Here is a 25,323-nt window from a genome sequence, read left to right as displayed (position 1 = left end):
CTTTTGCAGCGACGCGCTTTGTTATAGTGCGGCGCTCTGTTGTCAGAAGGAAACCCCGATGCCCGTTCTGCGCCGCGCTGCCGCACTCTTCCTGCCGGCTCTGATCGCCCTGCCGGCCTCGGCAGCCGCGGAAATCGATGAGGTCGTCGTCACCTCTCCCCGCCTCGATGACACGGTGGAGCGCACCCCCTTTGCCATTACCGCCGTCACCCGCGAGGATATCCAGCTGGGGCGGCAGCAGATCGGTATCGACGAAGCATTGACCCGCGTACCCGGGGTCTTCTTTCAGAACCGCTACAACCTCAACCAGGACCTGCGCATCGCCATCCGGGGCTTCGGCGCCCGGGCGCAGTTCGGTCAGAGCGGGATCCGCATCGCCGTGGACGACATCCCGCTGACCACCCCGGACGGAACGAGCCAGGTCGATGATCTCGACATGGGCTCCATGGGACGGGTCGAGGTGTTGCGGGGGCCCTCGGCGGCCCTGTTCGGCACCGCCGCCGGCGGCGCCATCAACATCTACAGTGAGAAACCCGCTCCCCGGCCGACCATCGAAACCCGGGCCACGGCGGGCGATTACGGCCAGCGGCAGCTGCAGCTCAAGGCGAGCGGGAGGAGCGGAAAACTCGGCTACCTTGCCAGCGTACGCCGCCAGGACCTGGATGGCTTCCGCGATCATGCGCAGGCCGAGACGACCACGGTCAACTCCACCTTTCACTACGACGTCGACCCGACCCTGGAGCTTACCGCGGTGCTCGCCGCCCTCGACAAGACCGCACGCGACCCCGGCGCCCTCACGCCCGCGGAGCTGGCCGAAGGGCCGCGGGACCGGGCACGCCAGAACAGCATCGATTGCGGCGTCCGCGAAACCGCGGACCAGTACCGTACCGGCGTGGTGCTGCGCAAGGCGCTCGGCGAGGGCCAGTCGCTGCGCCTGCGCGGCTATCTGCTCGATCGCGAGTTCGACGCCCGGCTGCCCTGCCCCTTCGTGGATCACACCACCTTCGATCGCCACTACATCGGCGGCGGCGCCGAATACCGCCTGGCGGGTACGCTCTTCGGCCGCGGCAACCGCCTCGTTGCCGGTGTCGAGCTGACGACGCAGGAAGATGACCGGGAGCGCTTCGACGCCGACCGCGAGGGCAACCGGGGCACGCTGACCCAGCGGCAGCGGGAGTCGGTGGACAGCGTGGCGCTGTACCTGCAGGACGAGCTCGCGCTCACCGATGCGCTCGCACTCCGGCTGAGCGGGCGCTACGAGTCGCTGGACTTCAAGCTTCGCGACGACTTCCTGGCGAACGGCGACGACTCCGGGGCCATCACCTTCGAGGAGTTCACGCCCATGGCGGGCCTGCTCTGGTCACCACTGCCCTGGGCGAACGTTTACGCCAACCTGTCCACCTCCTTCGAGACACCCAGCCTCAACCAGCTCGAGAACCCGGCGGGGCCGGGCTTCCTCGAAACCCTGGAGGCGCAGACCTCGACCAACTACGAGATCGGGGTCAAGGGCCTGTACGGAGACCGGCTGCGCTATGAATTGGCCGTCTTTCGCATCGATCTCGAGGACGAGCTGGTGCCCTTCGAGGCCAACGGCGACGTGTTTTATCGCAATGCCGGCGCCTCGACCCGCGAGGGCCTGGAGCTCGCCGCGGAAGCGCGCCTTGCAGCGGGCCTGCGCCTGACCCTCGCCTGGAGCTACAACGATTTCCGCTACGACCGCTACAGCGCCGGGGGCGAGACCTTCGACGGCAACACGCTGCCGGGAGTCCCGGAATCGCAGCTCTTCGCCGAGCTGGCCTGGACCCACAGCGCGGGCTGGTACGCCACCTGGGACCTGCTGCGGGTGGGGGAACTCTACGCGAACGATGCCAACAGTCCGGTTGCGCGGGTCGACGGCTACACGGTCAGCAACCTGCGTTTCGGGCGGCAGTACCGGCTGGGGGCGCTGGCCGTGAGCCCCTACCTCGGCATCAACAACCTTTTTGACGAGACCTACTTCGCCAACATCCGCGTCAACCAGAACTTCAACCGCTTCTTCGAACCGGCACCGGGGCGCAATGCCTACGGCGGCATCGGCGTCAGCTATCGCTTCTAGGCGGTGTCCATGGGCGCAATGCCCACCGCCTCGCGCACGCGCTGCATGAGCGGTACGGCCTCCGCCCGGGCGCGTTCGGCGCCCGCCTTGAGCACGGCCTCGATGTGTCCCGGGTCGCCCAGGAGTGCTTCGTAGCGCTCGCGGGCCGGCGCCAGTTCGTCGTTGATCAGCTCGAAGAGCTGTTTCTTGGCCTCGCCCCAGGCGATACCCGCGGCGAACTCGGCTCGCATGCGGTCCACCTCGGCCGGCGGCGCGAAGGCCGACCAGACCTGGAATACCGTGGAGCTGTCCGGGTCCTTCGGCTCCCCCGGCTCGAGGAGGTTGGTCCTGATCCTGTTGATGGCCTTGCGCAGCTTCTTCTCTCCCTCGAAAAGCGGGATCGTGTTGCCGTAGCTCTTGCTCATCTTGCGCCCGTCGAGGCCCTGGAGCACCGCGACACTGTCGTCCACCACCGCATCGGGCAGCGTGAACAGCTCGCTGAAGTTGTGGTTGAAGCGCTGGGCGATGTCCCGCGCCATCTCCAGGTGCTGGAGCTGGTCGCGACCCACGGGGACGTGCGTAGCGTTGAACATGAGGATGTCCGCGGCCATGAGCACCGGATAATTGAACAGGCCCATGGTCACCCCGTGATCCGGGTCCTCCCCCGCCTCCTCGTTGGCCTGCACCGCCGCCTTGTAGGCATGGGCGCGATTCATGAGGCCCTTGGCGGCACTGCAGCCGAGAATCCAGGTGAGCTCCGGAATTTCCGGCACATCGGACTGCCGGTAGAACACGGCGCTGTCCGTATCCAGCCCCAGGGCCAGCCAGGTCGCTGCGATCTCCCGGGAGGAGCGCCGCACCTGTGCGGGGTCAGGGCACTTGATGAGGGCGTGGTAGTCGGCGAGAAAAAAGAAATACTCGGCACCGCCGGCATTCACCGCCTCGATCGCGGGCCGGATGGCGCCCACGTAGTTGCCGAGGTGCGGCGTCCCGGTGGTGGTGATGCCGGTGAGATACCGCTGCTTGCCCATGCCCCTGGCCCCTTAGGAAAAGCCGCCAATGATACCGGTTTTACCGGCCAATGCTATCCAGTACCCCGGCGTAGCGCGGCGCGAGCGCCGGGCCCTCCCAGGGTGCCACGGAAGGCGCCTCCAGCATCCCGGCGGCCAGCCCCTCGGCCTGCGTGTCGATCAGCGCCGCGGCACGCCGGCCCTCCTCTTCCGCCGTCTCACCCACGGGATAGCGGAAGCGCGCCGGGTACAGCTCGGGGTAGGACAGCCCGTCGGGCACACAGGGCAGGCAGCCCCGCGCCACCGCCTCGAGCACCGCGATGCCCTGGAACTCGTGCCGCGCCGTGGACAGGGCGATGTCTGCCGCAGAAAGCAGCGCCAGGTACTCCGCCCTGGCCGGCAGGTAGCCACGGTGGACGAGTCGCTCGCCGAGCAGCGCCGGCAGCGCGGCGAAGGCCTCGGGCTCGCGGCGAAAACGACGGCCGACGAGCGCGAGTTCCACCGGCCGCGGACCGCCGGCGAGACTGCGCGCAAGGGCGTGCAGCCGCTCGGGCCCCTTGTCGTATTCGAAACGGCCGAGCCACGCCACGCGCAGCGGGCGCCCGGCTGGCCCCCGGTAGGGGCCGTCACCACTGAAGGGGTGCGCGCCAGGCACCGGGCCCTCCCCAGGCGCGCCCACATCGGCCGCAAGGGGGACGGGCAGCACTTCGCTGCGGGCGGCCAGGTTATCGACGATGCCGGGGGGCACCCGGTCCGGCAGGCGGGCCAGGAGTTCGGCCACGCCGCGAAGGAAGCTGTCGCGGTTCCAGCGCGAATTGAAGGCGAGCCGGTCCGCCGCCAGCGCACTGTAGAGGCCGGTGATCTGTGCCTCGACGCGACCCTGCTGCCGCTCGGCCGGCGGGTAGGCGAACTGGTTCTCGTGAAAGTAGAGCAGCGTCGGCACCGACCCCAGCGCGGGCACCAGCCCGCGCAGCGTGGCGAGGTCGACCAGGGAGGTTGCGACGACAGCTTCGTAGCCGGCCTCGAGGACCGCCCGCTCGGTGCTGGCCCAGTACAGGGCGTTGCCGCGCAGGCGCCAGCTGAAGTGCCGCGGGGGCAGCGTAAGCACTGTGAACCGGTGGTCCGGCAGCAGGGCCGCGACACTGCGGCGCCAGTATTCGTGGCTGTCGGCGGCGTAGGCCGACAGCAGCAGCACGCGCCGCATCAACGCGGGAACAGCGGTTCCGGGGCCTCGTAGAACGCACGCAGGACGCGGCACAGCGCCAGCGCGTCCTGGCTGCCCGCGGTCTCGCGAATCGAATGCATGGCATAGGTCGGTACCCCGACATCCAGGGTCCGCACCCCGACCTCGGCCGCCGTGAGCGGACCGATGGTGCTGCCGCAGGCCAGGTCGGTGCGGGTGACGAAGCTCTGCACCGGCACACCGACCTGCGCCGCCAGCTGCCGGAACAGCGCAGATGTCTCGCTGTTGCTGGCGTAGCGCTGGTTCACGTTGAGCTTGATCACCGGGCCCCCGCCGAGCCTCGGGCCGTGGTTGCCGTCGTGCCGGTCCGGAAAGTTCGGGTGCACGGCGTGCGCATTGTCCGCGGAAATGAGCATCGAGCGGTCGACGAGGCAGGCACAGGCCTCCGCGTCCCCGGCGATGCGCTCGAGCACCGAGCGCAGGAAAGGCCCCTGGGCGCCGGCGGCGGAGACGCTGCCGACCTCCTCGTGATCGTTGCAGACCAGCAGCGCCGGCTGGCCCTCATCACTTTCCAGCAGTGCACGCAGCCCCGTGTAGCAGGACAGCAGATTGTCCAGGCGCGCACTGGTGATGAACTCCCCCTGCAGGCCGACCTGCCCCGGGGGCTGGGTGTCGTAGAGGTTGAGCTCGTAGTCGAGCACCTCCATCGGATCCAGGCCCATACCGCGCAGGTGTTCCATGAGCAGCGTCCGCAGCGCGGGCTCCTCACCGTCGCCGGGCAGGCACAGGAGCGGCAGGATGTCGGTCTGCGGATTGACGCTGCGGTTGCTGTTCGCCTCGCGGTCGAGGTGGATCGCCAGGCTGGGGATGATCGCCACCGGTTGGCGCAGATCCACCAGGGCCGTCGCCAGGGCGCCATCCCGGCCGCTGTAGCACACCCGTCCGGCGAGAGAGAGGTCGCGATCGAACCAGGGATTCAGCAGGGCGCCGCCATAGACTTCGACCCCCAGCTGATAGCAGCCGTGACGGGTGAGGTCCGGGTTCGGCTTCACCATCAGGCAGGGGCTGTCCGTGTGCGCGCCGACCATGCGCAGTCCCGCGGTGCGCTCCTCGCCGAGGCGAAAGGCGACCAGGCTCGAGCCGTTGCGGGTAACGTAATAGCGCCCCCCGGGCGCAAGGGACCAGCTGCGGTCCTCCGGCAGCGCGCTGTAACCCGCCAGCTCCAGCGCCTCGGCCAGCGCAGCCACGGCGTGGAAGGGCGTCGTGGCGCGCTCGAGGAACGCGAGCAGGCCCGCGTTGAAGCCGGTGCCGGTCACCTCACCCCTCCTCGCTGCCGTCCTGGCCGAGAGTCGCAATGGCGCGCATGCGGGCGTACAGGCTGGAGGTGTCCCAGCGCCCGCCGCCCATGTGCTGTACGTCAGCGTAGAAGGCATCAACCAGGCTGGTCAGGGGCAGGCCGAGCCGGTGGCGGTCCGCTTCCTCCAGGACCAGGCCGAGATCCTTGCGCATCCAGTCCACGGCAAAACCGTGCTCGTACTCGCCGGCGAGCATGGTCTTGTAGCGGTTCTCCATCTGCCAGGACTGCGCGGCGCCCTGGGAAATCACCTCGACCACCGCCGCGGCATCGAGACCGGCACGCTCCGCGAAGGCGAGACCCTCGGCGAGCCCCTGCACAACACCGGCAATGCAGACCTGGTTGACCATCTTGGCGAGCTGCCCGCTTCCCGCCGGCCCGAGGCGCCGGGCGCAGCGCGCGTAGGCGGCGAGCACGGGCTGCGCATGGGCGAAGGCATCCTCGTCGCCGCCGGCCATGATCGTGAGCGCGCCGTTCTCGGCGCCGGCCTGGCCGCCGGAGACCGGCGCGTCAAGAAACGCGACGCCCCGTTCCGCAGCGGCCCCTTGCAGTTCCCGCGCCAGGGCAGCGGAGGCAGTCGTGTGGTCGACGAGCAGGCTTCCCGCCGCCATGGCCGGGAGTGCGCCGCGCGCGCCGAGGACCACCTCGCGCACGTCGTCGTCGTTGCCGACGCAGACGAAGACCATGTCGGCCCCCGCCGCGGCTTCTGCCGGTGTCGCGGCGTGGCCGCCGCCGTGTTCCGCACACCAGGCCTCGGCCCGGGCGGCAGTGCGGTTGTAGACGGTTACCTCGTACCCGGCCGCTGCCAGGTGCCCCGCCATGGGATAACCCATGACGCCGAGGCCGATAAATGCGACCTTCATGGTGACTCCAGTGGGTGGAAAACGGACATTATGCCAACCACAGCGCGTACAGCACCAGCGCAAGGCCGACCCGGTAGGCGGCGAAGGGCAGCAGGCCGAGGCGCGCCACCCAGCGCAGGAACAGCGCGATGCAGCTGTAGGCGCAGGCGCCGGCGAGGAGCGCCGCCAGGGCCAGCGCGAGCCAGGGTGCCGGCGCGGGGGCCGCCGCAAGCTCCACGCCCTTGAGCAGCCCGGCGCCGGCGATCACGGGAATCGAGAGCAGGAAGGAAAAGCGCGCCGCCGCCGTGCGCTCGACACCGAGGAGCATGGCCGCGGTCATGGTGATCCCCGAGCGCGAGGTGCCCGGTACCAGGGCAAGCACCTGCGCGAGCCCCACCGCCAGGGCCACGGCGAGCGTCACCGTGGCGACGCCCCGGTGCCGGCTGGCCCGGTGCGCCACCACCAGCAGGAGGCCGAAGAGCAGCGTCGTAGCCGCGATCACCGGCAGGGTGCGCAGCCGTTCCTCGATCCAGTCTTCTGCGAGAAAGCCCACCATCACCACGGGCAGCGTCGCCACCGCCAGCGCGAGGACCTCCCGGGCCGGCGCCGTCAGGCGTCGCGCCTGCAGCGCGCCGCCGGTGCCGGCGGCGAGCGTGGCGAGATCGCGGCGGAAGTAGAGCAGCACGGCGGCCAGCGTGCCCACATGCACGGCCACATCGAAGGCCAGGCCCTGGTCCGGCCAGCCGAACACCAGCCCCGGGATCACCAGGTGCGCCGAACTGGAGATGGGCAGGAACTCCGTCAGCCCCTGCACCAGCGCGAGAAGCGCCGCTTGCCAGGGTTCGATCACTGGGCCCGGCCCTGCTCGGCGATGGTCTTCCAGCGGTCCCCGCCCTGTACGTAGAGGGGCGCGACCGTGTCCGCGCCACCGGCCTCGCCCGCGGCGAGGCTCGCGCGCGCCAGCGGCACCAGGTCCACGGCCTCCGGGAGCAGCGCCGGGGACACGCCCGCGAAGGGCGGGAGGCCGGCGGGAAACGCGCCCGCAAGCACAGCGCCGGAGCCGACCAGGTAGAGGGGACGGCCGGCGGCGGCGCCGGCAACCGCCGCGACTGGCAGCGCCTCAGGGCGGCAAACCCCGGGCGCCGTAAGGGCCTGCGGCAGGCCGTCGGCCGCGTCGTACAGTGCCCAGTAGAGCTCGCCGATGCGCGCGTCGATGGTACTCAGGATGACCGCGTCCGGCGCCACGGCGCCTTGCCGCAGCGCCGTGCGCGCCTGGGCGCCGAGGGTCGGGATGCCCGCCACCGGCAGGCCGAGGCTGAACGCGAGCCCCTGGGCAGCGGCCGCCGCAATGCGGAGCCCGGTAAAGGAACCGGGCCCCCGCCCGTAGGCGATGAGGTCCAGGCCGAGGGCCGCCAGGGGCCGGTCCCCGGCAAGTTCCCGCAGCATGGCAAAGAGACGCTGCTGGTGCTGCCGGGGCACCAGTTCGTGGCGGCTGCGGAGTTCCCCGCCGAGGGCGAGGGCAACGCTACAGGCATCGGTCGCCGTTTCCACGGCGAGCACGGCAGTGCCCTCGCTCATGGCTTGCTCCAGGGTCGCGGATCGGGGCGCAAGTATCCCATACTTGGCGGACGCTCACCCAGGGAGACGCCATGCCCGCACCGCCATCGCCACCGGTTCTCGGTCTGCTCCTGGCCGGCGGCGCCGGCCGCCGCGCCGGCGGCGTCGACAAGGGATTGCTCCCCTTCGGCCCGACGACGCTCGCCGCGGCCGCCGCCGGGCGCCTGCGCCCCCAGGTGGAACAGCTGCTGGTGGCCTGCAACCGCCATCCGGAGGACTACGCGGCGCTCGGCGACGGCATCGTTCGCGACCGCCGGCCGCCCTACCAGGGTCCGCTGGCCGGGGTGGAGGCTGTCCTGCCGGCGCTCCGCGAAGGCTGGCTGCTGGCACTGGCCCCCTGTGACGTCCCCGGACTGCCGGCAGACCTGGTCGCCAGGCTCCGCGCGGCCCTGCCCGCGTGCGATCGCGCCGTGGCCTGGGCGCGGGCCGATGGCCGCGACCACTATCTCTGCGCGCTCCTCACTCGCAGCGCGGCACTCGGGGTCACGAGCTACCTCGAGGCCGGTGGTCGCAGTGTGCGGGGGTGGTACGCAACGCTTTCGGGTCAGGCCGTGGCTTTCCCCGGCCCGGGCAGCGCCTTCGCGAATTACAACACGGGGGCCGCGAGCATCCCCCCGGGAACCCGGGTCAGCTGATGCCGATGGCCTCGAAGACCCGGTCGCGGATATCGTCCACGGAGCCCACCCCCTCCACGCGGTGGCAGGCCGGGGCGCGGTCGCCCTCCATTTCGCGATAGAAGGCGACAAGGGGACTGGTCTGCTCATGGTAGACCGCCAGGCGCTTGCGCACCGTTTCTTCCCTGTCGTCGTCGCGCTGCACCAGCGGCTCCCCGGTGACATCGTCGACGCCGGGTTCCTTCGGCGGGTTGTGCTCCACGTGGTAGACGCGCCCGGAGGCCGGGTGCACGCGGCGCCCCGACAGCCGGCCCACGATCTCCTCGTCGTCCACGGCGATTTCCAGTACGTGGTCGAGATCTACGCCGGCGTCGACCATCGCCTGCGCCTGGGGAATGGTCCGCGGGAAACCGTCGAAGAGAAAACCGCGTTGGCAATCGGGCTCCGCGATACGCTCGTTGACCAGGCCGATGATGATGTCGTCCGATACGAGGCCACCGGCATCCATGACCGCCTTCGCGGCGAGACCGAGCTCAGTCTCTGCCTTGACCGCCGCGCGCAGCATGTCGCCCGTGGATATCTGGGGAATCCCGAGTCGCTCGGTGATGAACTTCGCTTGCGTTCCCTTGCCGGCGCCGGGAGCACCCAGGAGTATCAGACGCATACGCTTTCCTCGTCGTTGCAGTCGCTCGGGAGACGTGGCCGCACGGCGTCCGCACCGGCCCCGTCCGGAAGGGGCCCAACCTTACACAGCGGCTCAGGCGGGCACAAGGGCGGGCCCGAAGCCGCCAGCCTACCCTGTCGTCGAAGCCAGGGCCGCCTTCGCCGCCACCCAGCGCTCTTCCAGGGCCTGCGCGTCGAGGTCTTCGAGGCACCGGCCCTCGGCCTGCATCGCGTCTTCCATCGCGGTGAAACGCGCCTCGAATTTCGCGTTGGCGCCGCGCAGCGCGGTCTCGCCGTCGACCTTGAGCTGTCGCGCGAGGTTGACGCAGGTGAAAAACAGGTCGCCCACTTCCTCGGTGATCGCCGCGTCATCCCCGGCCGCCATGGCCTCGCGCAGTTCCGCGAGCTCCTCGTCGAGCTTCGCGAGGACGCCCTCGGGGCCGTGCCAGTCGAAGCCCACCCGGGCGGCGCGCTTCTGCAGTTTCTGCGCCCGGGGCAGGGCCGGCATCGCCACGGGCACGTCGGCGAGCGCATGGACCTGGTCCCGTGCCCGCCGCTCCTCGGCCTTGATCGCTTCCCACTGCTCCTTGACCTGCCGCTCGTCGAGGTCGCCGCGGACAATCCCCTCGATGTCACCGTCAGCGAAGACGTGCGGGTGTCGGCGCACGAGCTTGTCGGCCAGCGTGTGCACGATGCCCGGAAAGTCGAAGAGCCCGGCTTCCCGGCCCAGCTGGCCGTAGAACACGACCTGGAAGAGCACGTCCCCGAGTTCCTCGGCGACGTGGTCGAAGTCGCTGTGCTCGATGGCCTCGGCGAGCTCGTAGCACTCCTCGATGGTGGACGGCACGATACTGGCAAAATCCTGCTTCAGGTCCCAGGGGCAGCCCGTTTCCGGGTCCCGGAGCCGTTCCATGATGCGCAGCAGATCGTCGAGGCCGTAGCGGTCTTCGGGCACGGGGGTCTCCTTCAGCGGTCCAGGCGGGCAGCGGAAATCACGTTCTTCAGGCGGTTCAGGCGCTCGAGCAGCTTGGCCAGGGAGCCGAGGTCGCTGATCTCCACCGTGAGGCGCATGGCCACCGTGTGCGTATTCTTGTTGGACAGGGTGTTGATGGCCAGTACGTTGATGCGCGCGCTGGCGAACAGCGCAGTGACATCGCGCAGGAGGCCCTGGCGGTCGTAGGCCTCGATGGCCAGGTCGACCTCGAAACGCTCGCCCTCGGCAGCGCCCCAGTCGACCTCGATGATGCGCTCGGGCGCCTCCTCCTGAAACTGTATCACCCGCTGGCAATCGGCCCGGTGCACACTGACCCCGCGTCCCTGGGTGATATAGCCCACGATGCGGTCGCCGGGCAGCGGCTTGCAGCAGCCTGCCATGTGCGTGAGCAGGTTGCCGACTCCCTGCACCTCGACCTTGCCGGCGCGGGCGCGGCGCCGTCCGGGCGACGCCGCCACGCGCAGCTTCGGCTGCGGCCGGTCGCCGACCAGGTCCTGGGCGGCGTTGACCACCGTCGACGACGACAGGTCCCCGGCACCCACGGCCGCGTACATGTCCTCCACGGTCGGCTGCTGCACCTTGGCGGCGATGCGCTTGTAGTCGACGCTGGTCAGGGCCATGCGCCGGAACTCACGCTCCAGCAGCTGGCGCCCGGCATCGATGTTCTCCTCCCGGGCCTGGCTCTTGAACCACTGCTGCACCTTCGCCCGCGCGCGGCTCGTGCGCAGGTAGCCCAGCCCCGGCTGCAGCCAGTCCCGGCGCGGCTGATCCTGGCGACCGGTGAGGATCTCCACCCGCTCGCCGGTCTGCAGCGCGTAGGTCAGCGGCACGATCTGGCCGTTGACCTTCGCGCCGCGGCAGCGGTGTCCGACCTCCGTATGCACGTGGTAGGCGAAATCCAGGGGCGTGGCGCCCGCAGCAAGGCTGACCACATCGCCCTTCGGCGTGAACACGTAGACGCGGTCCTGGGTGATGTCGGCGCGCAACTCCTCGGCAATGCCCTCGGCGTCGCCCTCCTCGTGCCAGTCGAGCACCTGCCGCAGCCAGGCGATCTTCTCGTCGTAGCTGCTGCCGAGCCGTCCGCTCAGGTCCGAGCCCTTGTAGCGCCAGTGCGCGCACACGCCAAGCTCGGCCTCCTCGTGCATCTGGAAGGTGCGGATCTGAACCTCGAGGATCTTGCCCTCGGGGCCGATGACCGCGGTATGCAGGGAGCGGTAACCGTTCTCCTTCGGGTTCGCGATGTAGTCGTCGAATTCATTGGGGATGTTGCGCCAGAGCCCATGCACCAGGCCAAGGGTCGCGTAGCAATCGGCGACGCTGGGCACGAGGATGCGCACGGCGCGGATATCGTAGACCTGGGAGAAGCCGATGCCCTTGCGCTGCATCTTTCGCCAGATGCTGTAAATATGCTTTGCCCGGCCGGAGATCTCGAAGTGGATGTCGGCGTTGTGCAGGACGACCTGCAGCTGCTCCGAGACCCGGCGGATGAACAGGTCCCGCTCGCGGCGCTTACCGTCCAGCAGCCGGGCGATCTTGCCGTAGGCATCCGGGTGCAGGTAGCGGAAAGACAGGTCCTCCAGCTCCCATTTGAGGTGACCGATGCCGAGGCGGTGTGCCAGCGGCGCGTAGACATCGAACACCTCCCGGGCGATGGGCTCGCGGCGCTGCCGGTCGTTCTTGACGGCGCGGATCGCACAGGTGCGTTCGGCGAGCTTGATCAGGGCGACGCGGACATCGTCGACGATCGCGACCAGCATCTTGCGCAGGTTATCGCGCTGGGCGTCGGCCTGCCCGAGCACCCGCTCGTCCCCGGTCTTGCGCAGGTCCGACACGGCAGCCATGCGCAGCACGCCTTCGAGCAGCTGCGCCGTGGGTCTGCCGAAACGTTCCTCCACCTGCGCCAGAGGCAGGCGCTCCTCGCGCACCGCGCGATAGAGAAGGCCGGCCATGAGGCAGTCGGCGCTGACCTGAAGTTCGGCGAGGATCTGCGCTGTCTCGAGGCCGGCGAGCAGGCAGTCGGAATCGGCGCACCAGTCATCGAGATCCAGGCCGGGCCGGGCCACGGCATCAGCGGCGCAGTGGGCCGCCGACGAAACCCGCTCGGCATCGGTGGCCTCGAGTGCCAGCGGCAGCTGCGCGAGCCAGGCGCGCACATCCGCGTGCCCGTCTTCGTCGATCCACGCCTGGTCGCGAACCTGGACCACCGCCGCCTCAGCTGCCCGCGCCGAAGACGCCGGTGGACAGGTAGCGGTCGCCGCGATCGCAGATGATGGCGACGATGGTGGCGTTCTCGACCTCGGCCGAAAGCCTCAGGGCACCGGCGACGGACCCGCCGGCGGAGACGCCACAGAAGATGCCCTCCTCGGCCGCGAGGCGGCGCATCGTTTCCTCGGACTCCTCCTGGGAGATGTCCATCACCCGGTCGACCCGCGCCGGCTCGAAGATCTTCGGCAGGTAGGCCTCGGGCCAACGGCGGATCCCGGGAATGGCGGCGCCCTCCGTCGGCTGCAGACCGACGATCTGCACGTCGGGATTCTGCGTCTTGAGATAGGCCGAGCAGCCCATGATCGTTCCCGTGGTCCCCATGGAACTCACCAGGTGGGTGATCGCTCCGCCCGTCTGCTGCCAGAGTTCGGGCCCGGTGCCGCGGAAGTGAGCCAGGGGGTTGTCGGGGTTGGAGAACTGGTTCAGCTGCCGGCCCCGGCCTTCCTGCTCCATCGCCTCGGCCAGATCCCGGGCGCCCTCCATGCCGGCTTCGGCACTGACCTCGACGAGCTCGGCGCCGTAGGCGCGCATGGCGAGTTTGCGCTCGCTGCTCGCACTCTCGGGCATGATGAGCACCATGCGGTAACCCCGAATGGCCGCCGCCATGGCCAGCGCGATCCCCGTGTTGCCGCTGGTGGCCTCCACCAGCGTATCGCCCGGTGTGATGTCGCCGCGGCGCTCCGCCTCGACGATCATGGACAACGCCGGCCGGTCCTTCACCGACCCGGCAGGATTATTGCCCTCGAGCTTGGCCAGCAGGGTGTTGCTCGTCCTGCCCGGCAGGCGCTGCAGGCGGACCAGCGGCGTGTTGCCGATGCAACTCTCGATGGTGGGGTAGTCGGGCATGGTGCGTTCCCTTCCCGTAACAGGCCGCAGAGTATAGTAGGAGCGGTGCCCTCGCCGCGACCCGCGCTGTGTGCACGGCGCCCTCGCCGCGACAGCGTTGGCAGGGACCTCACCGCCGCAGCCGCCGCGGGGAGGCGCCCGCCACAGGCGTCAGTGGTCGTCGCCACCCCGCTCACGGCGGCGCAGGAACAGCTGCCGGCTGCGCAGCGGACGCTCTCCGAGCAGCTCCCCGAGGGCGCTGCGCAGAACGCCCTTGGCCGCCTTCCCGGCAGTGCCGGTGAAATCGCCGGCCGCCGCTCGCAGCAGGTCCGCACCCGCGAAGCTGCTACCCTCGGCCCCGGTGCGCTGTGCGCACAGGCCCACCCCCGGCTCGAACAGGTAGCGGCCGGAAGCCGCCACCGCCACGCCGGCCCTGGCGTCGTGGTCGAACGCCACGGCGTAGCCCAGCGCCTCCAGCAGCTCGCACTCAAAGCGCCGCAGCGCCGGCTCGATGGGCCCGGCGTCAGCCAGGGCGGCGAGCACCGCTGCATAGCTCGCGAACACCGCGGGCTGTGGGTCGTCCCGGTGCAGCAGGCGCACGAGCAGCTCGTTCACGTAAAACCCCGAGAGCAGCGCATCACCGCGCAGCGGTGCGAGGCCGCCGCCGCTTTCGACGCCGGCCAGGGTTTTCAGCTCCCCGCGGCCCGAGAGGTCGACGAGAAGCGGCGCAAAAGGCTGCAGCAGCGCGCCGGGACTGCCGCCCCGGCTGCGCCGGCGCAGCCCGCGGGCGACCGCGCCAACGCGCCCGTACTCCGCCGTCAGCAGCTCGAGTAGCTGGCTGCTCTCGCGGTACGGGCGCCGGTGCAGGAGATAGGCGGGCTGCAGGGACTCCCGCATGGGATGTGCTAGCCGCGCTCGTCGTAGCCGAGGCTCTTGAGGGCGCGCTCGTCGTCGGACCAGCCGGCGCGAACCTTCACCCAGAGACGCAGCATGACCTTCTGGTCGAAGAGCCGCTCCATGTCCTTGCGCGCCTCCGTGCCGATCGCGCGCAGCCGCGAACCGCCCTCGCCGATGACAATGCGCTTCTGCCCGCGGCGTTCGACCAGGATCAGCGCACTGATGTGCAGCACCGCGCCGTCCTCGGCGAACTCCTCGATTTCCACGGCCGTGGCATAGGGCAGCTCGTCGCCGAGCTGGCGGGTGATCTTCTCACGGACGATTTCCGCAGCGAGGAAGCGCTCGGTTCGGTCCGTGACCTGGTCCTCCGGAAAGAAGAAGTCCCCCTCCGGCAAGCGCTTCAGTACTTCGGCATCGAGTTCGTCCAGGTTCACCTCGCGCAGCGCCGAGAGCGGCACGATGGCCGCGAAGTCGGCGCGCTGGCTGAGGGCCTCAAGGTGCGGGAGGAGCACACGCTTGTCTGCCAGGAGGTCGACCTTGTTGACCGCGAGGATCACCGGCACGCCGCTGTCGCTGACCTGCTCGAGCACGCGCTCGTCTTCGTCGGTCCACACGGTACGGTCCACCACCATGACGATCACGTCGACATCGCCGAGGACCGCCCTGGCCGCGCGGTTCATGACCCGGTTGATGGCCCGCTCACTGCCCTTGTGCATTCCCGGCGTATCGACATAAACCGCCTGCCAGCCGCTCTCGCTGCGAATACCGAGGATCTGGTGACGCGTGGTCTGGGGCTTGCGCGAGGTGATGCTGAGCTTCTGCCCGACGAGGTAGTTGAGCAGCGTGGACTTGCCCGTGTTCGGCCGCCCGACCAGGGCAACATAGCCGGCCCGGGTTGCCTCAGCCATGCTCGAGAGCCTCCAGGACGGCGCGCGCGGCAGCCTGCTCCGCCCGGCGGCGGCTGCTGCCACTGCCCCGGGCCTCGCAGGCCGGTGCCTCAAGGCGGCAGGCCACCTCGAATTCGCGGGCATGCTCGCTGCCCTCTACGGATACAAGCTCGTAGCTCGGCAGAGCTAAACCGCGCCCCTGCAGGTATTCCTGCAGCCTGGTCTTCGGATCCTTGCCCGCGCCTCCGCCCGCCAGGGCGGCAAGCTCCCCCTCCAGGATACGGTCCACGAGGGCGGCACAGGCCCCCGGGCCGCCGTCGATGAGCACCGCACCGACGAGGGCCTCGAGGGCGTCTGCCAGGATGGAACCGCGCCGGCGCCCCCCGCTCTTGCGTTCACCGGGCCCCAGGCGCAGGTGATCACCGATGCCGAGGCGCCGGGCCACGGCCGCCAGCGTGTCACCGCGGACCAGGGCCGCGCGCATGCGTGAGAGTTCGCCCTCGTCCGCGTCGGGGAAACGGTGGAAGAGGCGCTCGGCAACGCGGTGATTCAGTGCAGAGTCACCCAGGAACTCGAGGCGCTCGTTATTCCTGCGCCCGACGCTGCGATGGGAGAGCGCGCGCTCGAGGAGCTCGCGGTCTTCGAAGCGGTAGTCGATGGCACCCTCGAGGCGGTCAAGCTGCACCGGGGCTTCAGTCCGAGTAGCTGCGGCCGGCCTCGTACTTGAGGTCGTCGAACTTGATGACCGCGTCGATGCGCCAGGCCACAGGAACCCGCGCCTCGTAGCGCGCGTCGATCCAGGTCCGCCCCTCCTCGCGGAAGACCTCGATGTCCTTGTAGTCGATGCCATAGATCTGGTTCGTGTTGAGCAGCGTGGCCAGTCTGCGGCGCACGTCGGCAATGGTGTCCTCCTCGCGGTTGTATTCCCCCGCGACCTTGGTCACCACCTCCTTGACCTGCAGGTAATCGATGTAGGACGGCGCCATACGCAGACCGACCATGATGAAGAAGCCCACCATCATCGCGATGATGAGCATTGCCGGAAGGGACATCCCCCGCTGCCTGTGGATTGCCGCCATGCCTGTGCTCCGCTGCCGTCGCTCGTCTATTCTATGACACCGACGCGGCTGAAGCTCGGGATACTGAACAGCGAGTCCCAGTGCATCCAGACCGCGAACGCCTTGCCGACTATATCCCTTTCACTCACCTGCCCCCAAACGCGGCTGTCGCTGGAGTTGTCCCGGTTATCCCCCATCATGAAGTAGTGCCCCGGACGCACGGTGATGGAGAAGTCCCGGGACGGCCGCGCCAGGTCTTCCTGCACGAGGTGGTTACGTCCACCGAAGGCGGCGAGGCTGACCTGCTGCCGGGAGCGGCCGCCGGGCACCACCGCCAGGAGCTCTTCGGGTACCCGCTTGCCGTTGACGTAGAGCCGCTTGTTGCGGTACGTCACCTGATCACCGGGAATACCGATTACCCGCTTGATGTAGTAGGTCTTGTTCATGTGCGGCGGGAAGAACACCATCACGTCGCCGCGCTCCGGCTCGCCAAGGTCGATCACCTTTGTGCGCAACACGGGCAGGCGGATGCCGTAGGTGAACTTGTTGACCAGGATGTAATCGCCTACCTCGAGCGTCGGGACCATCGAGGAGGACGGGATCTGGAAAGGCTCCACCACGAAGGAGCGGAGCACGAAAACCACGAAAAGCACGGGGAAGAAGGACTTGGAGTACTCCACGACCACTGGCTCCGAGGCGCCCTCCTCTCCCCGCTTGCGCCGCGCCGGCGCGAGGACGAGCGCATCGAACAGCCATGCGCCACCGGTGAAGGCGACGGCGAGCAGCAGGATCAGGGGAAAATCGATACTCATGCCGGCCTCAGCTGTCCACCTGTAGTACTGCCAGGAAGGCGGACTGGGGAATCTCCACGCGCCCCACCTGTTTCATGCGCTTTTTCCCGGCTTTCTGTTTCTCGAGCAGCTTGCGCTTGCGGGTCACGTCACCGCCGTAACACTTGGCGGTAACATTCTTGCGCAGGGCTTTGACTGTCTGCCGCGCGACGATCTTGCTGCCGACGGCGGCCTGGATGGCCACGTCGAACATCTGCCGGGGAATCAGTTCCTTCATCTTCTCCGTGAGCTGCCGGCCGCGATGCTGCACCTGGTCCCGGTGCACGATGATCGCCAGCGCATCCACCCGCTCGCCATTGATGAGCACGTCCAGGCGGGCGAGGCTCGCCGCCTCGAAGCGGTCGAAGCTGTACTCGAGGGAGGCGTAGCCACGGCTCACGCTCTTGAGCCGGTCGAAGAAGTCGAGTACCACCTCCGCCATCGGGATGTCGTAGGTCAGCGACACCTGGCTGCCGAGGAACTGCATGTCCTTCTGCTCGCCGCGTTTCTCGACGCACAGCGTGATCACGTTGCCGAGGTACTCCTGTGGCACCAGGATGCTGCAGCGGGCGATCGGTTCACGCATTTCCTCGATATCGCCGACGTCCGGCAGCGACGAGGGGTTATCGACATAAATAACCTCGCCACTCTTCCTGACGACCTCGTAGATCACCGTCGGCGCCGTGGTGATGAGGTCCAGGTCGTATTCCCGCTCGAGCCGCTCCTGGATGATCTCCATGTGCAGCATGCCGAGAAAGCCGCAGCGGAAACCGAAGCCGAGAGCGTCTGAAGTTTCCGGCTCGTAGAACAGCGAGGCGTCGTTCAGGGTCAGCTTGGCGAGGGCGTCGCGGAAATCCTCATAGTCGTCAGTGGAGACGGTGAAGATGCCAGCATACACCTGCGGCTTGACCTTCTGGAAGCCGGGCAGCGCCGGCACGTCCGCATGCTGGGCGCTGACCAGCGTATCGCCCACCGGGGCCCCGGCAATGTCCTTGATACCGGCGATGACATAGCCGACCTCCCCGGCCTGGAGCAGGTCCGTCTCCCGGCGCTTGGGGGTGAAGATGCCGACACCGTCCACCTGGTGGGTCTTGCCCGTGGACTTGGTGACGATCCGGTCACGCTTGCGCAGCACGCCCTGCTTGACCCGCACCAGCGAGACCACGCCCAGGTAGTTGTCGAACCAGGAGTCGATGATCAGCGCCTGCAGCGGCGCCTCGCGATCTCCGGCAGGCGGCGGGATGTGCGCGACAAGGTATTCGAGGGCGTCCTCGATACCGAGCCCGGTCTTGGCGCTGACCAGGCAGGCTTCGCTGGCGTCGATGCCGATGATCTCCTCGATCTCAAGGCGCACCTTGTCCGGGTCCGCCTGCGGGAGATCCATCTTGTTGAGCACCGGCAGCACCTCGAGGCCCTGCTCGATCGCCGTGTAGCAGTTGGCCACGGATTGCGCCTCGACACCCTGCCCGGCGTCCACTACCAGCAGCGCTCCTTCACAGGCATAGAGGGAGCGGGACACCTCGTAGGAAAAGTCCACGTGCCCCGGCGTATCGATGAAGTTCAGCTGGTAGACCTGCCCGTCGCGGGCCGTGTAGTCAAGGGTGACGCTCTGCGCCTTGATGGTAATGCCGCGCTCGCGCTCTAGATCCATCGAATCGAGCACCTGCTCGGCCATCTCACGGCCCGTGAGGCCACCGCAGTGCTGGATGAAGCGGTCCGCGAGTGTCGACTTGCCGTGGTCGATATGGGCAATGATCGAGAAATTGCGGATGTGTTCCAGGTCGCTCACGCAGCAGGATCCGGCGCCGAGGCGCATGAAAGGGCGCGCGACCCCGCGGGGCCCCGTGCCGGCAATGAATGGCGGCGCAGGGGCGCCGCCGGTTCCAGGGGCGCGGATTGTAACCCAGCCCGTCGGCGCCTGCTATGCGCAGGCAGCTGCGATGCCCGGGCGCCTGCCGGGCTGGCGCGCTATTCGGGCAGGCGCAGTCCGATGAACAGCGGCGCGCCCCGGCGGATCAGCCGCAGGGGAACGGAGCTGCCCGGCTGCTGCGCCTCCAGGGCCTCGCGCAGGCTGTCGAGATCCTTTACCGGCGTCGAGCCGACCAAGGTAAGCACGTCGCCCGCGAGGATGCCCGCCTCCTCCGCCGGGGAGTCCGGCACGACGCTGCGCACCACCACACCGCCGCTGATGCCCCAGCGCTCGAGGGTTTCCGGCGCAGCGGTCTCTGCCGTGATACCGATGCGCGCGCTGTCGCCATCGCTGCCGGCCGCAGCCACCCGCGGATCGTCGTCGGCATCGAGCCCGCCGACCTCGACCTCGAGCGTCCGCCGGCGCCCGTTGCGCACCACCACGGCATCGACCTCGACACCCGGCCGGAGCAGGCCCACCACGTGGGGCAGATCCGCGGAGGTATCTATGGTCTCGCCATCGAAGCTGATGATGACGTCACCGGGCTCGATGCCCGCATCCTCTGCGGGACTCCCCGGTGCCACCTGGGCCACAAGGGCACCCATGGGCCGCTCGAGGTCAAAGGACTCGGCGAGATTGCGATCCACGTCCTGGATCGTGACCCCGAGCCAGCCGCGGGTCACCCGCCCCTCGGCCTTGAGCTGTTCGACGACATTGCGCACGACGCTGACCGGGATGGCGAAGGACAGCCCGATGGAACCGCCGCTGCGGGTGTAGATCTGCGAGTTCACACCGACCACCTCGCCGTCGAGGTTGAACAGCGGACCACCAGAGTTGCCCGGGTTGATGGCCACATCGGTCTGGATGAAAGGCACGTAGTTCTCGTTGCGCTCCGTCGGCAGGCTGCGCCCCATCGCCGAAACGATGCCGGCGGTGACCGAATAATCAAGTCCGAAGGGCGAGCCGATGGCCAGTACCCACTCCCCCACCACCAGGTCGTCTTCCTCGTCGAGACGCAGCACCGGCAGGTCCTCCGCCTCGATGCGCAGGAGCGCGAGATCAGAGCGGGGGTCCGTGCCGATAACCTCGGCGTCGTATTCGCGGCGGTCGATAAGGCGAACCACGACGCTGTCGGCACCCTCGACCACGTGGTTGTTGGTAACAATGTAGCCGTCGTCGGAGATGACGAAGCCGGAGCCGAGGGACATGCGCTCCCGCGGGCCCGGCGGCTCGCCACGGAACTCGAAGAAGCGGCGCAGGTACTCCGGAATCTCCTCCGTGTCGAAACGCGGATGACCGCCGCTGCGGCTTTCCACCAGGATTTTCACCACGGCCGGGGACTGCTCGGCAACAATCTCGCGGAAATCGGGGAGCTCGCGGGCCGAGGCCAGCGCGGGCAGGAGCAGACAGGCGAAAAGCAACAGCGAACGGTGCAGGATGCCTTGTGGAATCATGGGTAACTCCTTGGCGGGAACAACAATGACAATGGGGAATGCTAGCGAAGCGCGAGCGGTTCCGCAGCGCGCTCGACGATTTCTGCCAGCGAAGGCTGCAGCCGCCGGTCATGGCGGTGACGCCAGCCATGCCAGCGCACGAGCGCCAGGCCGGCCAGCAGGCCACCCGCCGCCCCGAGGGCCGCAGGGACATCGCCCGGGGCCCCGGCCAGGGCGGGCACTGCCGCACCGGCAAGCAGGGTGAGGAGCGGCAGTGCATAGACGATGAAAGAGCCGCGCAGCACAACGGCCTCGGGCAGCTCGATCATGACCTGGTCGTCGATGCGGCAGTCGCCCGGAGCCAGGCGCGGCCCTGGCAGTACGCGAACGAGGCCCCGCTGGCCGCTCGCATAGCGCTCCAGCAGACCGTGGCCGCAGCCCTTGCTGGCCGCGCAGGCACCACAGGTGCTCTTGCGGATGGTCTCCACCCAGACGCTGCCCGCCTCGACGGCGACGACCCGGCCCGTTTCCCGCAGCATGCTCAGCGAACCCGTCGCACCGCATCCGCAACCATGCGGGCGGTGTTCACGGGAATCTCCCCGAGGACGGTAACGAGCACCGGGGCCGTGCCCAGGGTGAGCCCCCGGGCATAGGACACGGTACTGCCCTCGCGGACGACGCCCTCGCCGGGCCGGAGCGGTTCGCGGAGGCGCTCGACAAAGACAGAAAACGTCGCCATGCCATCCGTGTAGGAGCGGCGCAGGCTGTTTGCGCCCGCGCCGTCGGTGGCGACGAAGCCGGCGGGCAACCAGCCCGGCACCCAATGCAGGCCCGCTGTCGGGCCGGCCTCGGGCGTTGCCGGATGAGGGTGCGCGGCGCGGTGGACGACGGCCGCCGGCCCTTCGGATGCCCCGGGAGCCACAGCGCCAACCTTGACGCTCGCGAACTGGAACCGCTCAAGGGCGCGGCCGCCCGCCCCGACGATGGTGCCCTTGAGGAGCACGGCCGACTCGCGGTCGAGCTCGAAGACGTAGCCGTGGCGGTACATGTCCCTGGGCTGCAGCAGCAGGCGCACGGACTGGCGACCGGCGACGCGTTCGCCGGGTGCTGTGCTGATCCGGTAGTGTCCGGCCAGACCGCAATCGCCGTGCTCAAGGTCGGCGGCGGCGCGTAGCAGCCGGTGCCCGGGGTGCTCACAGTCGAGCGGGTGGTCATCGCGCACAACCTGCGCCTCCTGCCCTGTCAGCAGGGTGAGGGCCTCGGAAACACGCTCGTCCTCCACGCCGTGTCGCAACGTCATCATGCGCTGGCCATTGCCCCGCTGCAGCGTCAGCACGCCCTCGTAAGTCACAGCCTCGGCCCGGCCGGCCAGGGCCGAGAGGAGCGCCATCGCCTCCGGATCGGTCTTCGGGCAGCCCTGGGCGAGCGCCGCCGGCCCGCTTGTGGCGAGCGTCAGCGCGAGCAGCCAGCGCGGCACGGCGGCACCCTCCATCAGCGGTCTAGCTCCGGCACCCGCGCGAAGGGAATAAGGCCCTGGGGAGTATTCAGCGCGGCCTGCTCGGCGTGCGCCTGACTGTAACGTCGCAGCCGTTGCCGGGCGAGCTCGTCATAGGCGCCGGCGGTAGTGGGCTGTAGCGCGGGCACCGGCCGGGCGCCGTAGCTCGCCCGCACCGGTGAAGCGCCGAGCGTGTTCACCAGGCCGACCGGTGCCGCCATCGGCACCGTACCCGGCCGGTCACCGACGCCGGCCAGTTCCCGGCCGCCCAGGACCACGACGGCAGTGACCGACGCTGCGATGGCAAAACTTGCCAGGGAGCGCCAGCTGCGGGGGCCGCGCCGCCGCGGCGTTTCCTCCGCGTCGATCGCGGCGCGCACCGCGCCGGAGATATCCATGCTCACCGCCGTGCCGTGGCCCTTGAGGGCATCGCGGGCGAGGTGGTAGCGGGACCAGCTACCCCGCACCTCCGCGTCGTCGGATCGCGCCAGGAGGCGGCGCAGGGCGAGGTCATCACCCTCCCCGTCCATGACTGCTGACAGGGATTCGCGCAGTGCCTCGTTCATGCCTCACTCCAACCGTTCACTGGTGTTTCCTCCGCTCCGGCGCCACTTCGCCGGCAAGCTGTGCCCGCACCCGGATGTCGATGGCCTCGCGTGCGCGGAAGATCCGCGATCGTACCGTGCCCACGGGACAGTCCATCACATCGGCGATATCCTCGTAACTGAGACCATCAAATTCCCGCAACGTTACCGCGGTCCGCAAATCCTCCGGCAATTCCTCGATGGCGGCTTCCACCACCGCCTTCAATTCCTCGCCAAACAGGGCATTCTCGGGATTCTCGAGATCCCGCAGGGCGCCACCGCTCTCGAAGTGCTCCGCATCCTCCACCTCGACATCCGCCCCGGGAGGGCGCCGCGACCGCGAAACCAGGTGGTTCTTCGCGGTGTTGATAGCAATGCGGTAGAGCCAGGTATAGAACGCGCTCTCACCCCGAAAGCCCGGCATTGCCCGGTAGGCCTTGATAAAGGCCTCCTGGGCAACGTCCTGCACCTCGTCCGCATCCTGCACGTAGCGGCCGACGAGACCGAGAATCCGGTGCTGGTACTTGAGCACCAGCAGGTCGAAGGCGCGGTTGTCCCCGCGCTGCACCCGGTCGACCAGTTGCTTGTCCGTCGCTTCGGCCGTCACCGGCGCTGGCTCTCCCTGCTGCGTCGCGAACCGGCGCCGACGACGCCGTGCCGCGGCCCTTCCCTGTGGCTGGCGAGATAGACCACCGCCCCGCGCGGAAGTTCAACGGGGTGCGTCCGCCGGTTACCGCGAGTGCCAACAATTGCCGAAATGCCCGCCGTGCTATGCATTTACCAATGCGCGAGATGCTCGTTTATACTCCCGCAAAGCTTCTCACGGCACGCCCGCTTTTGCACTGTCGCAACCGTCATCCCGCACAGCAGCCCGCGCTTCCGGGCGGGGGCCCGTCCCGGCACCCGGACCCGCCCCCCGAGGGCCGCGCCTGATGGGCCATCACTGGCAACACGACGTGCTCGTCATCGGCAGCGGCGCTGCCGGCCTGACCGCGGCGCTGAGCCTGCCGTCAACCCTGCGCGTCGCGGTGATCACCAAGGGTGACCTGGAGCAGGGATCCACCTACTGGGCCCAGGGCGGCATGGCCGCGGTACTCCATGATCGCGACAGCATCGACTCCCACGTCGAGGACACGCTCCGCGCCGGCGGCGGTCTGTGCCACCGGGCTATCGTCGAGTACACCGTGGCCAACAGCCGGGCCTGTGTCGACTGGCTGGTCGCCCGGGGCGTGCACTTTGACCGGCGGGAGGCGGAGCAGGCCCACGAGTTTCACCTGACCATGGAGGGCGGCCACAGCCACCGGCGTATCATCCACGCCGCGGACCAGACGGGCCGCGCCATCGGCGACGTCCTGGGCGAGCGCGTGCGCGCGGCAGACAACATCGAGGTATTCACGGACCGCATCGCCGTCGACCTCGTGGTGCGCGACGGACACTGCCACGGCGCCTACATCCTCGACCTCGGCACGGAACACGTCGACCTCTTCCAGGCCCCGGCGGTGGTCCTCGCCACCGGCGGAGCCAGCAAGGCCTATCTCTACACGAGCAACCCGGACGGCGCCAGCGGCGACGGCATCGCCATGGCGTGGCGGGCCGGCTGCCGGGTCGCCAACCTCGAGTTCAACCAGTTCCATCCGACCTGCCTCTACCACCCGCGGGCGAAATCCTTTCTCGTTTCCGAGGCATTGCGCGGTGAGGGAGCGGTGCTGCGGCTGCCCGACGGTGAACGCTTCATGCCGCGCTTCGACCAGCGCGCCGAACTCGCGCCGCGGGACGTGGTGGCGCGGGCCATCGACCACGAAATGAAGCGCCTCGGGATCGACTGCGTCTACCTCGACATCAGCCACAAGCCGCGGGATTTCCTCGAGGCCCACTTTCCGACGATCATGGCCCGCTGCCGTGACTTTGGCATCGACCTTGCATCGGAACCCATCCCGGTGGTGCCCGCGGCTCACTATACCTGTGGCGGCATCGCCGTCGACCGCCACGGCCGGACCGACCTCGCCGGGCTCTATGCGATCGGCGAGTGCTCTTTCACCGGGCTGCACGGAGCGAACCGCATGGCCAGCAACTCACTGCTGGAGTGCATCGTCTTCGCCCGTGCCGCTGCGGCGCACATCGAGGCCAAGAGGCCCGGTGCACCGGCCGCGCCGGCGCTGCCACCCTGGGACGAGAGCCAGGTGACAGACTCCGACGAGGACGTGGTGATCTCGCACAACTGGGATGAACTCAGGCGTTTCATGTGGGACTACGTGGGCATCGTGCGCACCAACAAGCGCCTGGAGCGGGCACTGCATCGGGCAGAACTGCTGCAGGCGGAAATTGCGGAGTACTACAGCAACTACAAGATCAGCAACGACCTGCTGGAGCTGCGCAACCTCGCCATGGTGGCCGAACTCATGATCCGGTGCGCCATCTCGCGCCGGGAGAGTCGCGGCCTCCACTACACCCTCGACTACCCGGACCCGCTACCCGAGGCCCGGGACACGATCCTCACACCCTAGCCTGCTCGCCGCGCTTGTAGGCAACGATGCGCCGCACGAGTGTCGCCAACGCCGGGTCCTCCGGCGCCTCTCGGCCGAGAAACCAGGCATAGAGCTCCTGATCCTCGCAGGCCATGAGGCGCTGGTACAAGGCCCGGTCGTCCTCGCCCAGGGTCGGGTAGACGGCGTCGACAAAGGGCGCGAGCACGAGATCGAGCTCGAGCATGCCGCGGCGGCTCGCCCAGCGCATCCGCCGGTGGTCGTTTTCCCGTATCATCGCCATCACTCCAGGGGCCGGTGGCGTCG

Annotated in this window: 25 protein-coding genes; 3 read left to right on the top strand and 22 right to left on the bottom strand. The window is 68.9% G+C overall.

Features of this window, described 5'->3' with window-relative positions:
• The first annotated feature begins 58 nt into the window (after positions 1-58).
• The gene (locus tag ACX93N_RS11695; RefSeq protein WP_459428603.1) at positions 59-2,095 is read left to right on the top strand and encodes a TonB-dependent receptor family protein; all 2,037 of its coding nucleotides are present in this window, start codon (positions 59-61) and stop codon (positions 2,093-2,095) included.
• Here the strand turns inward: ACX93N_RS11695 and ACX93N_RS11690 are convergent.
• From ACX93N_RS11690 to tsaB, 6 genes are read right to left on the bottom strand one after another with little or no spacing between them, the layout of a single operon-like run.
• Positions 2,092-3,105, bottom strand: coding sequence for a tryptophan--tRNA ligase (locus ACX93N_RS11690; RefSeq protein WP_459428602.1), 1,014 nt, complete (start codon positions 3,103-3,105; stop codon positions 2,092-2,094). The genes ACX93N_RS11695 and ACX93N_RS11690 overlap by 4 nt on opposite strands.
• Before the next feature lie 40 nt (positions 3,106-3,145).
• A complete protein-coding gene (locus tag ACX93N_RS11685) occupies positions 3,146-4,279 on the bottom strand; it encodes a tRNA-queuosine alpha-mannosyltransferase domain-containing protein (RefSeq protein WP_459428601.1) in 1,134 nt (377 codons plus the stop codon).
• 8 nt (positions 4,280-4,287) lie between these two features.
• Positions 4,288-5,583 (bottom strand): M18 family aminopeptidase, encoded by a 1,296-nt coding sequence (locus ACX93N_RS11680; protein WP_459428600.1) that lies wholly within the window; start codon positions 5,581-5,583, stop codon positions 4,288-4,290.
• Between the two features lies 1 nt (position 5,584).
• Positions 5,585-6,484, bottom strand: coding sequence for an NAD(P)-dependent oxidoreductase (locus tag ACX93N_RS11675; protein ID WP_459428599.1), 900 nt, complete (start codon positions 6,482-6,484; stop codon positions 5,585-5,587).
• Between the two features lie 28 nt (positions 6,485-6,512).
• Positions 6,513-7,310 carry an undecaprenyl-diphosphate phosphatase gene (locus tag ACX93N_RS11670; protein ID WP_459428621.1) on the bottom strand — a complete coding sequence of 266 codons (798 nt, stop codon included), beginning with the start codon at positions 7,308-7,310 and terminating at the stop codon, positions 6,513-6,515.
• Complete coding sequence (tsaB, locus tag ACX93N_RS11665) at positions 7,310-8,041, bottom strand: tRNA (adenosine(37)-N6)-threonylcarbamoyltransferase complex dimerization subunit type 1 TsaB (protein ID WP_459428598.1); 732 nt, start codon at positions 8,039-8,041, stop codon at positions 7,310-7,312. The genes ACX93N_RS11670 and tsaB overlap by 1 nt, the downstream gene beginning before the upstream one ends.
• 71 nt (positions 8,042-8,112) lie before the next feature.
• Between tsaB and mobA the strand changes: the two genes are divergently transcribed.
• A complete protein-coding gene (gene mobA / locus ACX93N_RS11660) occupies positions 8,113-8,715 on the top strand; it encodes a molybdenum cofactor guanylyltransferase MobA (protein ID WP_459428597.1) in 603 nt (200 codons plus the stop codon).
• Here mobA and adk read toward each other — a convergent pair.
• The 15 genes from adk to rpoE all read right to left on the bottom strand — a co-directional run bounded on the left by adk (position 8,708) and on the right by rpoE (position 23,141).
• Positions 8,708-9,358 (bottom strand): adenylate kinase, encoded by a 651-nt coding sequence (adk, locus tag ACX93N_RS11655; RefSeq protein WP_459428596.1) that lies wholly within the window; start codon positions 9,356-9,358, stop codon positions 8,708-8,710. The genes mobA and adk overlap by 8 nt on opposite strands.
• 129 nt (positions 9,359-9,487) lie before the next feature.
• Positions 9,488-10,312: a nucleoside triphosphate pyrophosphohydrolase gene (gene mazG, locus ACX93N_RS11650; RefSeq protein ID WP_459428595.1), complete on the bottom strand. Its 825-nt coding sequence runs from the start codon at positions 10,310-10,312 to the stop codon at positions 9,488-9,490.
• 11 nt (positions 10,313-10,323) lie between these two features.
• Positions 10,324-12,555 (bottom strand): GTP diphosphokinase, encoded by a 2,232-nt coding sequence (gene relA / locus ACX93N_RS11645; protein ID WP_459428594.1) that lies wholly within the window; start codon positions 12,553-12,555, stop codon positions 10,324-10,326.
• 7 nt (positions 12,556-12,562) lie between these two features.
• Positions 12,563-13,462 carry a cysteine synthase CysM gene (cysM, locus tag ACX93N_RS11640; RefSeq protein ID WP_459428593.1) on the bottom strand — a complete coding sequence of 300 codons (900 nt, stop codon included), beginning with the start codon at positions 13,460-13,462 and terminating at the stop codon, positions 12,563-12,565.
• A 150-nt stretch (positions 13,463-13,612) separates the two neighbouring features.
• A complete protein-coding gene (gene recO, locus ACX93N_RS11635) occupies positions 13,613-14,338 on the bottom strand; it encodes a DNA repair protein RecO (protein ID WP_459428592.1) in 726 nt (241 codons plus the stop codon).
• Positions 14,339-14,346: 8 nt separating this feature from the next.
• A complete protein-coding gene (gene era, locus ACX93N_RS11630) occupies positions 14,347-15,246 on the bottom strand; it encodes a GTPase Era (RefSeq protein ID WP_459428591.1) in 900 nt (299 codons plus the stop codon).
• Positions 15,239-15,910: a ribonuclease III gene (rnc, locus tag ACX93N_RS11625; RefSeq protein ID WP_459428590.1), complete on the bottom strand. Its 672-nt coding sequence runs from the start codon at positions 15,908-15,910 to the stop codon at positions 15,239-15,241. The genes era and rnc overlap by 8 nt, the downstream gene beginning before the upstream one ends.
• 7 nt (positions 15,911-15,917) lie before the next feature.
• On the bottom strand, positions 15,918-16,277 hold the full coding sequence (locus ACX93N_RS11620; RefSeq protein ID WP_459428589.1) for a DUF4845 domain-containing protein: 360 nt from the start codon (positions 16,275-16,277) through the stop codon (positions 15,918-15,920).
• A 53-nt stretch (positions 16,278-16,330) separates the two neighbouring features.
• Positions 16,331-17,095, bottom strand: coding sequence for a signal peptidase I (gene lepB / locus ACX93N_RS11615; protein WP_459428588.1), 765 nt, complete (start codon positions 17,093-17,095; stop codon positions 16,331-16,333).
• Between the two features lie 7 nt (positions 17,096-17,102).
• On the bottom strand, positions 17,103-18,902 hold the full coding sequence (gene lepA, locus ACX93N_RS11610) for a translation elongation factor 4 (RefSeq protein WP_459428587.1): 1,800 nt from the start codon (positions 18,900-18,902) through the stop codon (positions 17,103-17,105).
• A 179-nt stretch (positions 18,903-19,081) separates the two neighbouring features.
• Positions 19,082-20,476: a Do family serine endopeptidase gene (locus ACX93N_RS11605; protein WP_459428586.1), complete on the bottom strand. Its 1,395-nt coding sequence runs from the start codon at positions 20,474-20,476 to the stop codon at positions 19,082-19,084.
• 41 nt (positions 20,477-20,517) lie between these two features.
• Positions 20,518-20,994, bottom strand: a complete 477-nt coding sequence (locus ACX93N_RS11600) for a SoxR reducing system RseC family protein (protein WP_459428585.1) — start codon at positions 20,992-20,994, stop codon at positions 20,518-20,520.
• A 2-nt stretch (positions 20,995-20,996) separates the two neighbouring features.
• Positions 20,997-21,947 (bottom strand): MucB/RseB C-terminal domain-containing protein, encoded by a 951-nt coding sequence (locus ACX93N_RS11595; protein WP_459428584.1) that lies wholly within the window; start codon positions 21,945-21,947, stop codon positions 20,997-20,999.
• Positions 21,947-22,516, bottom strand: coding sequence for a sigma-E factor negative regulatory protein (locus ACX93N_RS11590; protein ID WP_459428583.1), 570 nt, complete (start codon positions 22,514-22,516; stop codon positions 21,947-21,949). Before ACX93N_RS11590 ends, ACX93N_RS11595 begins: the two co-directional genes overlap by 1 nt.
• Positions 22,517-22,532: 16 nt before the next feature.
• On the bottom strand, positions 22,533-23,141 hold the full coding sequence (gene rpoE / locus ACX93N_RS11585) for an RNA polymerase sigma factor RpoE (protein ID WP_459428582.1): 609 nt from the start codon (positions 23,139-23,141) through the stop codon (positions 22,533-22,535).
• Positions 23,142-23,466: 325 nt separating this feature from the next.
• Between rpoE and nadB the strand changes: the two genes are divergently transcribed.
• Complete coding sequence (gene nadB / locus ACX93N_RS11580) at positions 23,467-25,038, top strand: L-aspartate oxidase (RefSeq protein WP_459428581.1); 1,572 nt, start codon at positions 23,467-23,469, stop codon at positions 25,036-25,038.
• Here nadB and ACX93N_RS11575 read toward each other — a convergent pair.
• Positions 25,028-25,300: an FAD assembly factor SdhE gene (locus ACX93N_RS11575; protein ID WP_459428580.1), complete on the bottom strand. Its 273-nt coding sequence runs from the start codon at positions 25,298-25,300 to the stop codon at positions 25,028-25,030. The two genes, nadB and ACX93N_RS11575, sit on opposite strands and share 11 nt — an antisense overlap.
• Positions 25,301-25,323: the final 23 nt, after the last annotated feature.

It is taken from the genome of Pseudohaliea sp., from assembly GCF_054552115.1.
The sequence above is the reverse complement of the archived record's forward strand: the minus strand, read 5'-3'. Positions and strand labels throughout refer to the sequence as shown.

Bases quoted from the DNA above. Each gene is read 5' to 3' on its own strand.
- ACX93N_RS11695 (WP_459428603.1), top strand. From the start codon at position 59: ATGCCCGTTCTGCGCCGCGCTGCCGCACTCTTCCTGCCGGCTCTGATC.
- ACX93N_RS11690 (WP_459428602.1), bottom strand. From the start codon at position 3,105: ATGGGCAAGCAGCGGTATCTCACCGGCATCACCACCACCGGGACGCCG.
- ACX93N_RS11675 (WP_459428599.1), bottom strand. From the start codon at position 6,484: ATGAAGGTCGCATTTATCGGCCTCGGCGTCATGGGTTATCCCATGGCG.
- tsaB (WP_459428598.1), bottom strand. From the start codon at position 8,041: ATGAGCGAGGGCACTGCCGTGCTCGCCGTGGAAACGGCGACCGATGCC.
- mobA (WP_459428597.1), top strand. From the start codon at position 8,113: ATGCCCGCACCGCCATCGCCACCGGTTCTCGGTCTGCTCCTGGCCGGC.
- adk (WP_459428596.1), bottom strand. From the start codon at position 9,358: ATGCGTCTGATACTCCTGGGTGCTCCCGGCGCCGGCAAGGGAACGCAA.
- cysM (WP_459428593.1), bottom strand. From the start codon at position 13,462: ATGCCCGACTACCCCACCATCGAGAGTTGCATCGGCAACACGCCGCTG.
- recO (WP_459428592.1), bottom strand. From the start codon at position 14,338: ATGCGGGAGTCCCTGCAGCCCGCCTATCTCCTGCACCGGCGCCCGTAC.
- era (WP_459428591.1), bottom strand. From the start codon at position 15,246: ATGGCTGAGGCAACCCGGGCCGGCTATGTTGCCCTGGTCGGGCGGCCG.
- ACX93N_RS11620 (WP_459428589.1), bottom strand. From the start codon at position 16,277: ATGTCCCTTCCGGCAATGCTCATCATCGCGATGATGGTGGGCTTCTTC.
- lepB (WP_459428588.1), bottom strand. From the start codon at position 17,095: ATGAGTATCGATTTTCCCCTGATCCTGCTGCTCGCCGTCGCCTTCACC.
- ACX93N_RS11605 (WP_459428586.1), bottom strand. From the start codon at position 20,476: ATGATTCCACAAGGCATCCTGCACCGTTCGCTGTTGCTTTTCGCCTGT.
- ACX93N_RS11600 (WP_459428585.1), bottom strand. From the start codon at position 20,994: ATGCTGCGGGAAACGGGCCGGGTCGTCGCCGTCGAGGCGGGCAGCGTC.
- ACX93N_RS11595 (WP_459428584.1), bottom strand. From the start codon at position 21,947: ATGGAGGGTGCCGCCGTGCCGCGCTGGCTGCTCGCGCTGACGCTCGCC.
- ACX93N_RS11590 (WP_459428583.1), bottom strand. From the start codon at position 22,516: ATGAACGAGGCACTGCGCGAATCCCTGTCAGCAGTCATGGACGGGGAG.
- nadB (WP_459428581.1), top strand. From the start codon at position 23,467: ATGGGCCATCACTGGCAACACGACGTGCTCGTCATCGGCAGCGGCGCT.
- ACX93N_RS11575 (WP_459428580.1), bottom strand. From the start codon at position 25,300: ATGGCGATGATACGGGAAAACGACCACCGGCGGATGCGCTGGGCGAGC.